The sequence below is a fragment of the Clostridium sp. CMCC3677 genome, assembly GCF_023845585.1.
In the GTDB taxonomy this organism is placed as follows: Bacteria; Bacillota; Clostridia; order Clostridiales; family Clostridiaceae; genus Clostridium; species Clostridium aquiflavi.
In genome coordinates this window covers 52878-69211 of the sequence record NZ_JAMQHS010000011.1, presented here as the reverse complement: position 1 = coordinate 69211, position 16334 = coordinate 52878, and the positions used below count along the sequence as shown (strand labels likewise).

The window sequence follows — 16334 nt, the reverse complement described above, 5'->3', positions numbered from 1 at the left end:
TAAATATCCAAGGAGGAAATTTATATGTACAAAAGAATTAAGGAAAAATTTAAGAATCTTTCCATAAGAAAAAAAGTAAGAAAAAGCTTTTCTATAATATTAGTATTTACATTAATTTTTATGATTATGTCATTAATAAGCTTACAATTTATATCTGAAAAAGTTAACAAATTATATAATGAACCATTTAAGGCTGTTGAAATAACTTGGAATATGAAAACTGAATTCCTGAAAATGCAAAGAGATATGTACCAAGCTTTAATTGAAAATAACGAAGATAAAATAAAGAACAATATTTCTAGTGTAGATGATCAAGTGAAGCTTTTAGAAGAAGATATAAATAATCTTAGAAAAATATATATAGACGATCATAATTTAATTGGTAAATTTGAAAATAATATAGATGAAGTTAAAGATGAACGAGAACAGATTTTTTCATTACTTTTAGAGAATAAGGATTTAGAAGCTTATGATTTAATTAATGGAAAATATAATGAAGGGATAGATAGAGCAAGGGAAAATCTAATAGATATTGGAGAAACTACTAACAACAATGCTTTAACATTTGTAGAAGAAGCTAAAAAAACCAGAAATTTAATATTTATATTAGCAGTTATAATACTAATATTAATGATAAGTTCAATTGTATTAATAAGTAGAGTAATTCAATCTAGTTTACTTGAAGGAATTAATCATGTGAAAAAAGTATCTCAAGACTTATCGGAAGGAAATTTAAGCATAGATAATAGTTATGTATCTGAGGATGAAATGGGCGAAATGAGTAGAGATTTAAATGAAACTATAAAAAATTTAAGTGGTTATGTGAATGATATTTCAAGAGTTATAGAGAATATAGCCCATGAAAATTTAGATGTTAACACATTGATAGAGTATAAAGGAAATTTTAAGCCTATAAAAGATTCTTTAGATAATATTATAAATTCATTTAACAGTATATTTAAAAATATACATCAAGCATCTGATTTAGTAGCAAGTAGTTCAGAAGAAATAGCTTCAACTACTCAAAGTTTGTCTGATGGTGCAGTGGAACAGGCAAACGCAGTAGAAGATTTATTTTCTAAATTTAATGAAGTTTTAATTAAGATAAATAAAAATACTGAGAGTACTAAAAAAGCTGATGAAGTTTTTGAAAATACTAAAAGAATGGTTTTAGATGGAAATAAAAAAATGGAAGAATTGATGCTATCTATGGAAAAAGTTAGTAAAATGTCAAACGAAATTGAAATAATAACTAGCACTATAGAGGAAATTGCTTCACAAACCAATTTATTGGCACTAAATGCTGCCATAGAGGCAGCAAGAGCTGGGGAATCAGGAAGAGGATTTGCAGTAGTTGCCGAAGAAGTAAAATCATTAGCAGAACAATCATCAAAAGAAGTTAAGCATACAAATGAAATAATACAAAACTCTATGAAGTTTGTAAAAAATAGTAATGTATTAGCGAAGGAAACTTTAAATGCATTAGGAGAAATAGTAAAAGATGTAGATACTACAGCTGAATTAGTAAAACAAATAGCCAAAGCATCTGAAGATCAATCAGAAGCTTTGGGAGATATGTCAGTTAAGGTAGATAAAATATCAGAAGTTATTCAAACTAATTCAGCAACAGCAGAAGAGACAGCAGCAGCAACAGAGGAATTAGCATCGCAAGCAGAAATTTTAGAACAAGAAATATCAAAATTTAGACTAAAGAACTAGAATTATATTTTAGCAAAGTATTGATATATGCATAAGCAAAGTGGGTTGAGTAAAATATATAGGCTATATCTTAATAAAAATTAGGGTATAGCTTTTTTAGTTACCTTGATAAGAGAAATAAGGTATAGTAATATAAATATCATAAGAATTTAACTTTAAGGAGAGAAAAAATATGGGCTTTCGTAAAAATTTAATTAATGCAAATAGAATAGTTGTAAAGGTAGGAACTTCAACATTAACCTATGATAATGGTAATATCAACTTAAGAAGAATTGAAAAATTAACTAGAGTTTTATCTGATATTGTTAACTCAGGAAAAGAGGTTGTTTTAGTAACATCAGGCGCTATAGGTGTTGGTGTAAGCAAATTAAAGTTAAAAGAAAAGCCCGAAGGTATAAGAGAAAAACAAGCAGTTGCATCAGTAGGACAATGTGAACTTATGCATATATATAGTAAATTCTTTGGTGAATATAGTCATGTTGTTGGTCAAGTTTTACTTACAAGAGATGTAGTAGAAGATGATCATATTAGAGAAAATGTATGTAACACATTTGAAACATTAATGGAAAATAAAATAATTCCAATAGTTAATGAAAATGACACAGTTTCAATAGATGAGATAGAGAATATTGTTAGATTTGGGGACAATGATAACTTATCAGCTATAGTTGCAACACTAGTAAAAGCTGATTTATTAATAATATTATCTGATATAGATGGATTTTATGATTCAGATCCTAGAAGCAATAATGATGCAAAGTTATTAAAAGTTGTAGAAGAGATAACACCAGAACTAGAAAGTTGCGCTGGAGGTGCTGGTTCAAATTTAGGAACTGGCGGAATGGTAACAAAACTTGCAGCAGCTAAAAAAGCAGTATCTTCAAGTGTAGATATGATTTTAGCTAATGGAAGTGATCCAAGCGTAATATTAAATGTTTTAGATGGTGAAGATGTGGGAACTTTATTTTTAGGTAAAAAATAGATAGTGTAAAGTACGCTATGAAAAAATAACACAAAAAATAAAATAATTGGGGGTATAGAAATGAAAGCGTTGATTTTAAAAGGTGAAAGAGCAAAGGAAGCATCATATGTTCTTATGAATGCTACAACAAGTGAAAAGAATGATGCTTTAATAAAAATGGGGCAAAAATTATTAGAAAATAAAGAGTATATTCTTGCTGAAAATAAGAAAGACTTAGAAAATGCTATTCTAAAAGGTACATCAAAGGCTATGCTTGATAGGCTGTCTTTAGATGAAAAAAGACTTGAAGATATGGCGGATGGATTAAATCAATTAGTTAATCTTAATGATCCAATAGGTGAAGTTATTTCCATGTGGAAGAGACCTAATGGTCTTCAAATTGGTAAACAAAGAGTGCCAATGGGTGTTATAGGAATAATATATGAAGCTAGACCTAATGTTACTTGTGATGCAGCGGGTTTATGCTTAAAAGCAGGAAATGCAGTAATATTAAGAGGCGGAAGTGAAGCAATAAATTCTAATAAAGCAATAGTTAAAGCACTTTGTGAAGGTATAAAAGAATCAGGACTTCCAGAGTATTCACTTCAATTAATAGAAAATACAAGTAGAGAAATTGCAAATGAAATGATGAGATTAAATGAATATATAGATGTTCTTATTCCAAGGGGTGGAGCAGGTCTTATTCAAGCTGTTGTTAAAAATGCAACTGTTCCAGTAATAGAAACAGGAGTAGGAAACTGTCATGTTTATGTTGATGAAGAAGCTGATTTTAAGATGGCAGAAGATATAATAATAAATGCTAAAACAAGCAGACCAGCTGTTTGTAATGCAGAAGAAAAATTATTAGTTAATGAAAAAATTGCAGAAGAATTTTTACCTAAGATTATTTCAGCATTAAGGGATAAAAATGTTGAGGTAAGAGGCGATAGCAAAGTAATGAAGATAGTTAATGATATAAAAGAAGCAACGGATGAAGACTGGGGCAAGGAATATCTAGATTTTATAATTGGTATCAAAATTGTAGATAATATAGATGAAGCTATTAAACATATAAATAAGTATGGATCAGGACATTCAGAGGCAATAATAACTAACAATTATCAAAATTCACAAAAATTCTTACAAAGAGTTGATGCGGCAGCAGTTTATGTTAATGCTTCAACAAGATTTACAGATGGATGCGAATTTGGATTTGGTGCAGAAATCGGAATAAGTACTCAAAAGCTTCACGCAAGAGGTCCAATGGGATTAAATGAGCTTACAACTACAAAGTATATTATTTATGGAAATGGTCAAATAAGATAATATTATGTATTTAAAATTAATCAATCATGTTTGTTTTGTATTTTCAGATATAAAGCGAATATGATTGTATTTTATTATATGGATAATTTAGTAAAAATTAAGAATTTTATGAGAGATTTTTTTGACTACTTTATTTATAATTTAAGATAAGGAGAATTTTATGGATTGGAATATTAAAAAATTTAATGAACTTACTTTAGACGAGTTATATGAAATATGCAAAGTTAGATATGAAATATTTGGATGTGAACAAAGGATATATCAAGAAAATGATTTTGATGATATAGACAAAAAGGTTTATCATTTATTTTTGAAGGATTCAGGTAAAATAGTTGCTTATTCAAGGCTTATTCCAAGTGGAATTACATATAATGAATCTTCAATAGGAAGAGTTTTAGTTTTAAAGGAATATAGAAGAAAAGGCATAGCTTTTGAACTTATGAAAAAAAGTGTAGATTTTCTTAAAAATGAACTTAATGAAGAGACAATTGTTATATCATCTCAATTGTATGTAAAAAAACTTTATGAAAATGTGGGGTTTAAAACAATTTCTGATGTATATGATGAAGTGGATATTCCACACGTTAAAATGAAATTATAAGAGAAAAATTAATTTGTATAATAAGTCTAGCATGTGTTTTATAAATAGAAAAACATCAAGGGGGAAATATGGGGAATAAGTTACACAAAAATGCTATTAAATCTTGGGTGATTTCAAGATGTATTGGAACAATATTATTTTTATTCATATCATTAATAGTATTTTATATTATGGAATCTAAATTTGAGATTCAGTGGATAGTGAAAAATTCAAAATATATTTTACTAGGAATATCGATAATAGGACTATTATGTATCATAGATACTATTATAAATCCAATAATAGAATATAAAACATGGATATATGAACTTACTAGTGACAAAATTGATTTTACTCAAGGAATTTTTACTAAAAAAAGAACTATTGTACCAATAATAAAAATAGAGCACATAAAAATTAATAGAGGTCCTATAAATTCAAGACTAGGACTTGCTAATATTGAAATCTTTACAGCTGGGGGATCGCATGAAATACCTAATATAGAAGTTAAAGTTGCAGAAGAGATAGGTGAATATTTAAATAATAAAATAAAAGAAAAGGTTGAAGAATTTAATGAGAAAAACAGAAATTTATAGAGGGCATTGGAGCAATATAATTAAAAGTATAATTTCTAATATATATTTAATATTTATATTGCTATTTGCATTAATAAAAATAAAAGAAGACTTTAATTTTATTATTTGGACATTTGCAATTGGATTTTTTATTGTGCTATATTCCATATTATTATGGAGAAGTAAGTATTTCTATATAGAAGATAACATGTTTGTTTATGTAAAAGGAATGATAGAAAAAACAAAAGAACAAATTCCGCTTAAACAAATAACTACAGTTGATTTAAAAACAACCATTTTAGATAGAATTCTCGGATCTGTGACTTTAAAATTAAATAGTGGTAATGCAACTTTAAATGAAGCAGAATTTGAATTGGTTGTAAAAAAAGAATATGCGTTACTAATACAAAAAGCTGTATCAGGACAAGATGTCAATGAAGAAGATGTTTATAGCAATGTTAAAGAGTTACAAGTAGAGTATAAGGATATAGCAATTTATGCATTAACAAAAAATAAATTTGGATGGATTATGGCTTTATTTATTATAGGAAATAAATTTAGTAAAGTATTTAAAAAATCAGTTATTAACAATGCTGAGAACTACTTAGAATCAGCAAAAGATTATATATTAAATGGTACTATTTTTGATTTAGTGTTGAAGTTATTATTTATATTTGCTTTTATATATGTTTTTTCAACAATAATTTCTATAGGAATAGAAATTTTAAAATATGGTAATTTTAAAATTATAAGAAGCGAAGATTCTTTTAATATAAGGTATGGAACAATTGATTTAAAAGAATATTCTATATCATTAGAAAAAATTCAAGGATTAAAATTAAAACAAAATTTATTACAACAATTATTGGATTTATATAAAATTGAAGCAATAGTTATAGGTGATGATGAAACAAATTCATTACTTTTTCCAAGTTTAAAAGGTTCAGAAAAAGATAAATTTATAAATGAATTTTTACCAGAATATAAGATAACTAAAGATATAGATAAAGCGTCTAAAAAATCAATTTTTAGATTTATATTTAAGAGATGTATAGTTTCTATAGTGGTTTCTTTAATATTAATTTTATTAACTAAGCAATTTTTACCTAAGTTATATATGATAAATAGTTTTAAATTTATTTTGTCATTAATATTATGTACTTCTCAAATTATATTAGGTTATATTGATTATTTAAATAATGGGATAGCAATAGAAGAAAATAATATTTTATTAACAAATGGTTCAAGAATAAAAAATACTTATATAATAAGAAAGTTTAAAGTTCAATCATTACAGGTTAAACAGTCAATACTTCAAAGATATAGAGATATATGCAACTATAAGATAGATATTGCTACAAGTTCTTTTGGTGAGACAATAGAAATAAAGAATATGGATATAAAGAAATATGAAGAGATATTATAGAGATGAAATGTGTAGATTTAATATGGTTAATCTACACATTTTTTAATATATTATAATTATGTTATTTGATATAATTTTATTAATAAATTAAAAAAACATTATATTATATAATCAATAAATTTTATAAAGAAAGTTATTTAATTTTAATATTATTAATACTGATTTAAATTAAGTTATTGTACAGAAAGAGGATGTTAAGAATTTGAGAAAGCATGCATTAATTACTGGTGGCACAGAAGGTATAGGATTAGAATTGGCTAAATTGTTTGCTAAAGATAACTGTAATTTGCTTATAGTAGCAAGAAATAAAGAAAAGTTATTACAAGTTAAAAATTATATAGAAAACGAGTATAAAGTGGATGTTGATATTTTATCTGTAGATTTATCTATCCACAATTCTTGTGAAGAAATATTTGAATTTGTGGATAAAAAAAATATAACTGTGGATTATTTAATAAATAATGCGGGAATAGGATCATTTGGATTTTTCCACAAAGGTGAATCAAGATTTGAAGAAAACTTAATAAATATAAATATAGTTTCTTTAACAAATTTAACGAAATATTTTATAGAAAAAATGGTAGAAAAAAATCATGGCGGAATAATAAATATAGCTTCAACAGCTGCATTTGTTGGTGGACCTAAGATGGTAATGTATTATTCTAGTAAGGCATATGTGTTATCACTAACTGAAGCTTTGCATGAAGAAGTAAAAGATTTAGGAGTAAATGTAAGTTGTGTATGCCCCGGACCTGTAAAAACATCTTTTCAAAGTAAGGCTGGAATAAAGAAATCTGAAAAGGCTAAAAAGTATTTAATGGATGCAGATAAAGTTGCTAAAATAGCATATAAAGAATTTTTTAAAGGAAAAGCTATTATAATTCCAGGATATAAAAATAAATTATTAGTATGGGGAACTAAATTAATTCCAAGATCAATAAGTAGGAAGATAATATTAAAAAATAATGCTTAAGTTAAGATGATATTTTAGAATAAGGCTCACTGGATAGAGGAATTTACTTTAAGAAATTTAAAAATAAATTCCAATTCCTGTCCGTCTTTATAATAAAATATTGCTCATATAAAATAGAATCATGTTTTAGGAGAATGTTGATATCTGCAATAGGTAAAGTGGCATTGTAATTGGACTTTGAGAATCGTTAAGTGAGAGTCAAAAGTAAGTGTCCAAATTTTATATTTGGGAACACGAACTTTCACACAGTGCAATTTTATATTTTGTTTCTCGAACTTACTCAGCGAAGTCGAGTTTCCTTTTAATAACCACATTTACTGCTTGTCTAAATTTTATATTGGGAGCAAGCTAAAATGGGACTATACTCATTTTAGTATTCCTAAGTTCAATTACTCAGTCCACTTTACTTATGCAGATATCAACATAGTTTTAAAATATTACTTATACTAAGATAATAATAAGTTGGGTTAGTATTTTTTAATAGCAAGTAGTAATTAGGGGGAAATTATGGAGAAATTTTTTTATGGATGTTTGTTAATTTCAGATATGGATGGAACATTATTAGATAGTGATGGTAAGTTATCTTATGAAAATAAAAAAGCAATAGATTATTTTATAAGTAAGGGTGGAAACTTTACTTTAGCTACTGGAAGAATAGTGGCATCAGCTGGGAGATTTTTAAATGATATAAATGTTACTTTACCAGTGATATTGTATAATGGAGCAAAAATATATGATTATAAAAATAATAGAGTTATTTATGAAAAGTTTATAGAAGATGAGAGAAAAAATACAATTACTTTAGTAAAAAATGATAATCCTACTCTTGGAATTGAGGTGTATTCTGAGGAAAAAGTATATATTTATTCTTCATGTAAATATACAGATAGATTTTCAAAACTAGGATATGAAGTTATATATAATTTACCTACAGAGGTTTGGAATAAAAAATGGACAAAGGTTCTTATTGTGGGAGAAGAAGAGGAAATAGATGTACTTGAAGAAAACTTTATAAGGAATTATGGTAACGGAAATATAATAAGAAGTGGTGCTAGATATTTAGAAATAGTACCTAATAATACTTCCAAAGGAAAAGCTATTGAAAAATTAGTAGATATATACAATATAAAATCACAGAATCTAATAACCATTGGTGACAATATGAATGATATTGAAATGGTTAAATTAGCTGACTATGGATTTTGCGTTAGAAGTGGAGCGGAAAGGTTAATCAATAATTCGAAATTTATAGCACCAAGTAATGATGAGAATGCAATAGATTATGTAATTAAGTGGATTAATAATAATATCATAAAATAATAGCTTAAATTACAAAATTTTGTTAAAAGAAATAAATTAAAAACGATAATTAATATAAGGATATTAAGAAGGAGAGGTTTTATATGTTTAATAATAAAAATAGGGTTATAAGTGAAGTTATAAATAATATTTCTAGATTAAAATTACCAAAAGAGAATATAAAAATAGATAGAGATGTTTTAGATAAAGTTAAAGCAATACATATGAGATTGAATAGTGGTAAGGATAAATTTCAAGATATAACTAGATTAGTTTTAAATTCTGTTATTCAGATGAGTAATTTAGATTTAACTTTAAAGGATAAAGAAGAAAAGATAGAATATGTAACTGGCGAAATAGCTGAATTAATGGAAAGTGTGTCCAACACATCTGAAATATTATCTAGCACATCAGAAGAAGTAACAGCTGCACATACTGATATGACACAATCAATATCTGATTTATCATTGAATTCTACAACTTTATTAGATTCCATAAAAAGAAGCGAGGATGAATTATTAGAAATAAAGGTTTTTTCGGACACAGCAATATCTCATTCTATTGGAATGAAAGATGATATGAGTAATTTAATTCATGTAATAGAAAATGTACAAAATGTCATAAAAGCTATAAGTGAAATATCAGAACAAACTAATCTTTTGGCTTTAAACGCGTCAATAGAAGCTGCAAGAGCTGGAGAAAGTGGACGAGGGTTTGCAGTAGTTGCAGAAGAAATAAGAAAGTTAGCTGATGAGACTAAAAATTTAACTAATAGTATGTCTGATTTTATAACTGATATTGAATCTGCATCTAATAAAAGTAATGCTAGTGTTGATGATACTGTTGATTCTTTAGGAAAGTTAAATCAAAATTTAGATTCAGTTGTTAAAACAAGTAAAGAGAATAGAGAGCGTGTTAATAATATAAATGAATCAATAACATCTATTGCAGCTAATAGTGAAGAAATAAATACATCTATGGATGAAGTAGCAACTAGTATGAGAAAATTTGATGAGGATATTGAAAAATTAGGTGAGGATACGATAGCATTAAAAGATATAAGTAATACGTTAGGAAGCATTATAGAACCCATAAGTTTAATGGAAGAAGATTTAGATAATGCATCTAAAATAATAGGTACTTTAGTTAATGATGAATATTATATGATAACTAATAATTTGTTTATAGAAACAATTAATAAAGCAATTACAGCTCATCAAAACTGGCTACAAACTTTAAGTAAAATTGTTAATGATAGAGAAATATCAGCACTTCAAGTAAATGAACATAAGTGTGGATTTGGACATTTCTATTATTCTATGAAGCCTAAAAATGAAAAAATATTAGTAATTTGGAATGAAATAGATGAAAAACACAAAGTATTCCACTCTTATGGAAGAGACATAATATCAAGATTAAAATCAAATATTAATGATAATACTATAAGAGAAATCTACAGCAAAGCAGAAAAACTCTCAGTTGATTTAATTAATGATTTTAAAAAGATAATAAATCTTGCTAAAGAGTTAGATTCTTCAAACAAGAATGTATATAATAATTAGTTTGTAAATTATTCTTATAAAATTGTTATAGTCAAAAATAATAGTAAATATATTTAAATAAAAAATAATCTATTTTTCTTGACAGTATATGTACGATAAACTACAATAAGAAACAAGGTAAATATATATAAATAAATATCTGTCTAAAGATACACTTTAAATTGGTCCAGTGAGGCCAGAAAGGAGTCTATTTCTATGATATATTATGAGTTAGAAAAAAATAATACAGCTTTGTTTAAAGCAATTAGTATACTTGATAAATATGTTTGGATAGTAAAGAGCTCTCTTTTATGGTTGTCTCTTTAGTATCCTTTTATTTTATATAAAAATATAAATTTTAAAACATAGATTAAGGAGGATTAATTATGAAAGCAAAGCTTATATTGGAAAATGGTATGGTTTTTGAAGGTAAGGCTTTTGGATATTTAAAAGAAAGTATTGGGGAAGTAGTATTTACTACTGGAATGACAGGGTACCAAGAAGTACTTACAGATCCATCTTATTATGGTCAAATAGTAACTATGACTTATCCTTTAATAGGGAATTATGGTATAAATCTTGAGGACATGGAATCAGATTCAATAAAGGTTAGAGGATTTATCGTTAGAGAAAAATGCAATTTACCAAGTAATTTTAGGTGTGAATTAGAACTAGAAGATTTCTTAAAGCAAGGAAAGGTTATTGGATTAGAGGGCATTGATACAAGAGCTTTAACTAAGGTTTTAAGAAACAGTGGAACAATGAGAGGAATCATTGCATTAGAAGATTTAGATGATAAATCTATAAAAGAAAAAATAGCTAGTTTTTCTAATAAAGAAGCAGTAAAGAATGTTACTACTAAAGAAAAGTATGTAATTAACGGAAGTGGAAAACATATAGCTATAATGGATTTTGGAATAAAACAAAATATAATAACTAATTTCAAAAAAAGAGGTTGTAAGTTAACAGTATTTCCTGCAACAGCAAGTGCAGAAGAAATTTTAAGTGTTAATCCAGATTTAGTATTTTTGTCTAATGGACCTGGAGATCCAGAGGATTTAGATTTTGTTATAGAAAATGTAAAAAAAATAGTAGGTAAAAAGCCTATTGTAGGTATTTGTCTAGGACATCAATTATTAGCATTAACTTTAGGTGGAAAAACTACAAAGCTAAAGTTTGGTCACAGAGGATGCAATCATCCAGTTAAAGATTTAGAAGAAAATATAGTTCATATAACTTCTCAAAATCACGGTTATGTAGTAGAAACATTACCAGAAGATGTTGAAGTAACTCATGTAAATATAAATGACGGAACTGTAGAAGGATTAAAGCATAAGACTTTACCAATATACTCAGTCCAATTCCATCCAGAGGCATCAGCGGGTCCCAAGGATAGCGAATATATATTTGATAAATTTTTAAAATATGCACTATAGGAGGATGAAGATAAATGCCATTAAATAAAGATATAAAAAAAGTTTTAGTTATAGGATCAGGTCCAATAGTTATAGGTCAAGCAGCTGAGTTTGACTATTCAGGAACTCAAGCTTGTGAAGCTTTAAAATCAGAGGGAATAGAAGTTGTTTTAATAAACTCTAATCCAGCAACAATAATGACTGATAAAGAAGTTGCAGATAAGGTATATCTAGAGCCTTTAACGTTAGAATTTATTGAAAAAGTTATTGCGAAAGAAAGACCAGATAGTTTACTTGCAGGAATGGGAGGTCAAACAGGACTTAACCTTGCTGTAGAATTACATGATTCAGGCATTTTAGAAAAATATGATGTAAAAGTAATAGGAACATCTATTGAATCTATAAAAGAAGGCGAAGATAGAGAGCTATTCAGAGATATGATGAACAGAATAGGAGAACCAGTTATAAAAAGTGAAATTGTTACTGACTTACAAGCAGGTATAGATTTTGCTAGTAGAATTGGATATCCAGTTATAGTAAGACCAGCTTACACATTAGGTGGATCTGGTGGCGGTATTGCAGATGATGAAGAAGAGTTAAGAACAATACTAGAATCAGGTCTTCAATTAAGCACAATAGGTCAAGTTTTACTTGAAAAAAGTGTTAAGGGCTGGAAGGAAATAGAATATGAAGTAATGAGAGATTCTTATGGAAACTGCATCACCGTATGTAATATGGAAAACATAGATCCTGTGGGTATACATACAGGTGATAGTATAGTTGTTGCACCGTCACAAACACTTTCGGATAAGGAATATCAAATGCTTAGAACAGCATCTATAAATATAATAAATGCTGTAGGTATAGAGGGAGGATGTAATGTTCAGTTTTCATTAAATCCGAATACATTTGAATATGCAGTAATAGAAATTAATCCTAGGGTTTCAAGGAGTTCAGCTTTAGCATCAAAGGCAACAGGATATCCTATTGCAAAACTTGCAGCTAAAATAGCTCTTGGATATGGATTAGATGAAATAAAAAATGCTGTAACTCAAAAGACATATGCATGTTTTGAACCAACACTTGATTATATTGTAATAAAAATACCAAAATGGCCTTTTGATAAATTCTTTGGTGCTGATAGACAGCTTGGAACTAAGATGATGGCAACCGGAGAAATAATGGCTATAGGAGCTAATTTTGAGCAAGCATTTTTAAAAGGAATAAGAAGCTTAGAAATAGGAAAATATTCTTTAGATCATAAAAAATTTAAAGAACATAGTATGTCAGAACTTAAAGAGTTGGTAATGAAACCAGATGATGAAAGAATATTCGCTTTAGCAGAAATGTTAAGACGTGATTACATGATTGAAAGAATAAATAAAATTACTGGTATAGATAAATTCTTCTTAGAAAAAATTAAATGGATAGTTGAAGAAGAACAAAGATTAAAATTAAGCAAGATAGAAGATTTAGATAAAGAATGGTTACAAAACTTAAAGAAAAAAGGTTTTTCTGATAAAGCAATAGCAGATATGTTAAAGGTAAGTCCAGAAGATATATATAGATTAAGAGATATTTGGAGCATAAAACCATCATATAAAATGGTTGATACTTGTGGAGGAGAATTTGAAGCATTATCACCATATTACTATTCTACTTATGAACAATATGATGAAGTTGAAGTATCAAACAGAAGAAAAGTAATAGTAATAGGGTCAGGTCCAATAAGAATAGGTCAAGGAATTGAGTTCGATTATGCATCAGTTCATTGTGTAAAAGCATTAAAGAAACTTGATATTGAAACTATAATAGTAAATAATAATCCTGAAACTGTAAGTACTGATTTTGATATATCAGATAAGTTATATTTTGAACCATTAACAGAAGAAGATGTTTTAAATATAATTGAAAAGGAAAATCCATATGGAGTAATACTTCAATTTGGTGGTCAAACAGCAATTAAACTTGCTAATTTCTTAAAGGAAAAAAATATTAAGACTTTAGGAACTACAGCAGATCAAATAGATATGGCAGAAGATAGAGAAAAATTTGATGAACTATTAGAAAGATTAGATATATCAAGACCTAAAGGTAAAGGTATATGGTCAGTAGAAGAGGGATTAGAAGAAGCAGAAAGATTAGGATTTCCAGTACTTGTTAGACCGTCTTATGTAATTGGTGGTCAAGGAATGGAAATAACTCATGATGAAGAAGAATTAATTTTCTACTTAACTAATGCATTTGCAAAAGATAAAAAGAATCCAATACTTATAGATAAATATTTAATGGGTAGAGAAATAGAAGTAGATGCTATATCTGATGGGGAAAATATTCTTATACCAGGCATAATGGAACATTTAGAAAGAGCAGGAGTTCACTCTGGGGATAGTGTAACTATGTATCCAAGTCAAAATGTTTGTGATGAAATTAAGGGGAAAATCTTAGAATATACTAAGAAGTTGGCTTTAGCAATAGGAATAAAAGGAATGATAAATATTCAATTCATAGAGTTTGAAGGAAACTTGTATGTAATTGAAGTTAATCCAAGAGCATCAAGAACGGTACCTTATATAAGTAAGGTTAGCAAAGTACCAATTGTTGATATAGCTACACAAGTTATGATGGGGGCTAAATTAAATGATTTAGGATATGGAGTAGATATATATAAAGAACCAGAACTAGTTTCAGTTAAAGTTCCAGTATTCTCAACTCAGAAATTACCGAATGTAGAAGTTTGCTTAGGGCCTGAAATGAGATCAACAGGAGAAGTTTTAGGAGTAGGTAGAAATTTAAAAGAAGCTCTTTATAAAGGTTTTGTAGGTGCTAATATGTATCCATCAAAGGAAAAAGGCAAAATACTCGCAACAATTAATAAGCATAATAAAGCAGAATTTTTACCGATAGCTAAGGATCTTGCTAAAGTTGGTTATAAGTTTATAGCAACAATAGGAACATGCAATTTATTAAGAGAAGAAGGAATATATGCAGAAGAAGTTCGTAAGATAGATGAAGAAAAGCCTAATATTTTAGATATAGTTAAAAATAGAGAAGTTGATTTAGTAGTTAACACTCCAACTAAAGGTAATGACTCTAAGAGAGATGGTTTCTTAATTAGAAGAGCAGCTGTTGAGAGAAATTTAGGAGTTATTACTGCATTAGATACACTAAGAGCAATTGCAGATGTTGAATTAGAAGAATTTGATAAAAGTAAGAACTTAGAAGTATTTGATATAGCTAAATAAATAAGTTATAAGTAAAAAATGTTACAATTTAATTATTGTAACATTTTTTTATGCTTCATATTTTATACTGGATATTACTATTGACAATTCAGTCAATAAATTAATACGAGATCCAATAATTTTCTTGTTATCACTTTTTAATATTTTTATTTGAGGTCTAAGAGGATAATTTGGAAAAGTCTCTTCAACTATGCCAACATCACCATTACTTAAACATACTATAGTTCCATTTGGGAACGGTATTATAACTCTAGAAAATACTTTAACCATTTCATAATCAAAGAAAGTTCCTGAGTTAGACATTATGTATTCTAATGCATCACCAGGATACATAGCACGCTTATATGGTCTATCAGACGTTAAAGCGTCATATACATCTGCAATGCTTACTATTTTAGCCATATAATTAATTTTATTTTCACTTAATCCGAAAGGATAACCTAAGCCATCTACTCGTTCATGATGCTGTAATATTATTAATTTACTATTAGAATTAATATTATATAAATTGCTTAAAAAATTATATCCTCTTTCAGGATGTTTTTTTATAACATCAAATTCTTCAGGAGTTAATTTACCAGGCTTTAATAGTATATCTTTGTCTATAAATGTTTTACCTATGTCATGAAGCAATGCACCACTACATAATTGAATTAGCTTTCTTTTTGGGAGTTTTAAACTTATTCCTAAAACTAAAGATAAAACAGCTACATTTACAGAGTGTTGATAAGTATAATTATCCATATTTTTTATATCTACTAAAGAAATTAATAAATTTTTATTAGATAATATATTATCTAATAATTCTTCTGAGATAGTACTTATATTTTCAAAATATTTTAGTTCATGTTTTGAATAATTATTAATTGAGCATTTTTCAAAGCTATGAAGTGAAGAAACTCTTTGAATATCATTAAATGTTTCTTTAAGAATTCTAATAGCTTTTTGACGTAGTTCAGGTTTTATTATATCTTCTATTTCATAATCACTATATTCATCGATTATATATATTGAAAGTATACTTAACTGCTTGATTTTTTGTATTAAAGGTTGCGTTAATTTTACACCCTTTTTTAACAAAATCCTACCCTCGGAATCATATATAGTTTTACCTAATATAGTGTCTTTTTTTACACATTCAATTGGTATTAAACGCATGATTAGCACCTCATAATTAATATTATAATATAATATTATTCCCATAAATTCAAATAAGTATATAATTATATCAGAATATAGAAAAAAGTTTTTTGTTAAACAATTACACTTTATTA

Annotated in this window: 12 protein-coding genes; 11 read left to right on the top strand and 1 reads right to left on the bottom strand. The window is 27.2% G+C overall.

Annotated features, from left to right (window positions below; all coding sequences use genetic code 11):
• Positions 1 to 24: 24 nt before the first annotated feature.
• The 11 genes from NG901_RS13985 (at position 25) to carB (ending at position 15060) form a co-directional block, all read left to right on the top strand.
• Entirely contained in the window at positions 25 to 1719 is a 1695-nt protein-coding gene (locus NG901_RS13985; protein WP_252215798.1) for a methyl-accepting chemotaxis protein, read from the top strand.
• A gap of 172 nt (positions 1720 to 1891) precedes the next feature.
• Positions 1892 to 2701 (top strand): glutamate 5-kinase, encoded by an 810-nt coding sequence (proB, locus tag NG901_RS13980; protein ID WP_252215795.1) that lies wholly within the window; start codon positions 1892 to 1894, stop codon positions 2699 to 2701.
• Between the two features lie 60 nt (positions 2702 to 2761).
• Entirely contained in the window at positions 2762 to 4006 is a 1245-nt protein-coding gene (locus tag NG901_RS13975; protein WP_252215779.1) for a glutamate-5-semialdehyde dehydrogenase, read from the top strand.
• 160 nt (positions 4007 to 4166) lie between these two features.
• On the top strand, positions 4167 to 4607 hold the full coding sequence (locus NG901_RS13970) for a GNAT family N-acetyltransferase (protein ID WP_252215777.1): 441 nt from the start codon (positions 4167 to 4169) through the stop codon (positions 4605 to 4607).
• Between the two features lie 68 nt (positions 4608 to 4675).
• Entirely contained in the window at positions 4676 to 5182 is a 507-nt protein-coding gene (locus tag NG901_RS13965) for a PH domain-containing protein (RefSeq protein WP_252215775.1), read from the top strand.
• Positions 5160 to 6587: a PH domain-containing protein gene (locus NG901_RS13960; RefSeq protein ID WP_252215774.1), complete on the top strand. Its 1428-nt coding sequence runs from the start codon at positions 5160 to 5162 to the stop codon at positions 6585 to 6587. Before NG901_RS13965 ends, NG901_RS13960 begins: the two co-directional genes overlap by 23 nt.
• A 202-nt stretch (positions 6588 to 6789) precedes the next feature.
• Positions 6790 to 7560 carry an SDR family NAD(P)-dependent oxidoreductase gene (locus tag NG901_RS13955; protein WP_252215773.1) on the top strand — a complete coding sequence of 257 codons (771 nt, stop codon included), beginning with the start codon at positions 6790 to 6792 and terminating at the stop codon, positions 7558 to 7560.
• Between the two features lie 507 nt (positions 7561 to 8067).
• Positions 8068 to 8880, top strand: coding sequence for an HAD family hydrolase (locus NG901_RS13950; RefSeq protein ID WP_252215772.1), 813 nt, complete (start codon positions 8068 to 8070; stop codon positions 8878 to 8880).
• An 83-nt stretch (positions 8881 to 8963) separates the two neighbouring features.
• On the top strand, positions 8964 to 10421 hold the full coding sequence (locus NG901_RS13945) for a methyl-accepting chemotaxis protein (protein ID WP_252215770.1): 1458 nt from the start codon (positions 8964 to 8966) through the stop codon (positions 10419 to 10421).
• Between the two features lie 365 nt (positions 10422 to 10786).
• Entirely contained in the window at positions 10787 to 11836 is a 1050-nt protein-coding gene (gene carA / locus NG901_RS13940; RefSeq protein WP_252215768.1) for a glutamine-hydrolyzing carbamoyl-phosphate synthase small subunit, read from the top strand.
• Positions 11837 to 11850: 14 nt separating this feature from the next.
• Positions 11851 to 15060: a carbamoyl-phosphate synthase large subunit gene (carB, locus tag NG901_RS13935; RefSeq protein ID WP_252215757.1), complete on the top strand. Its 3210-nt coding sequence runs from the start codon at positions 11851 to 11853 to the stop codon at positions 15058 to 15060.
• Between the two features lie 48 nt (positions 15061 to 15108).
• Here the strand turns inward: carB and NG901_RS13930 are convergent, their stop codons facing one another.
• Entirely contained in the window at positions 15109 to 16218 is a 1110-nt protein-coding gene (locus NG901_RS13930; protein ID WP_252215746.1) for an HD-GYP domain-containing protein, read from the bottom strand.
• Positions 16219 to 16334 lie beyond the last annotated feature (116 nt).

What these genes read in the sequence shown, in the direction of transcription:
- NG901_RS13985 (WP_252215798.1), top strand. Translation starts at nt 25, where the DNA reads ATGTACAAAAGAATTAAGGAAAAATTTAAGAATCTTTCCATAAGAAAA.
- proB (WP_252215795.1), top strand. Translation starts at nt 1,892, where the DNA reads ATGGGCTTTCGTAAAAATTTAATTAATGCAAATAGAATAGTTGTAAAG.
- NG901_RS13975 (WP_252215779.1), top strand. Translation starts at nt 2,762, where the DNA reads ATGAAAGCGTTGATTTTAAAAGGTGAAAGAGCAAAGGAAGCATCATAT.
- NG901_RS13970 (WP_252215777.1), top strand. Translation starts at nt 4,167, where the DNA reads ATGGATTGGAATATTAAAAAATTTAATGAACTTACTTTAGACGAGTTA.
- NG901_RS13965 (WP_252215775.1), top strand. Translation starts at nt 4,676, where the DNA reads ATGGGGAATAAGTTACACAAAAATGCTATTAAATCTTGGGTGATTTCA.
- NG901_RS13960 (WP_252215774.1), top strand. Translation starts at nt 5,160, where the DNA reads ATGAGAAAAACAGAAATTTATAGAGGGCATTGGAGCAATATAATTAAA.
- NG901_RS13950 (WP_252215772.1), top strand. Translation starts at nt 8,068, where the DNA reads ATGGAGAAATTTTTTTATGGATGTTTGTTAATTTCAGATATGGATGGA.
- NG901_RS13945 (WP_252215770.1), top strand. Translation starts at nt 8,964, where the DNA reads ATGTTTAATAATAAAAATAGGGTTATAAGTGAAGTTATAAATAATATT.
- carA (WP_252215768.1), top strand. Translation starts at nt 10,787, where the DNA reads ATGAAAGCAAAGCTTATATTGGAAAATGGTATGGTTTTTGAAGGTAAG.
- carB (WP_252215757.1), top strand. Translation starts at nt 11,851, where the DNA reads ATGCCATTAAATAAAGATATAAAAAAAGTTTTAGTTATAGGATCAGGT.
- NG901_RS13930 (WP_252215746.1), bottom strand. Translation starts at nt 16,218, where the DNA reads ATGCGTTTAATACCAATTGAATGTGTAAAAAAAGACACTATATTAGGT.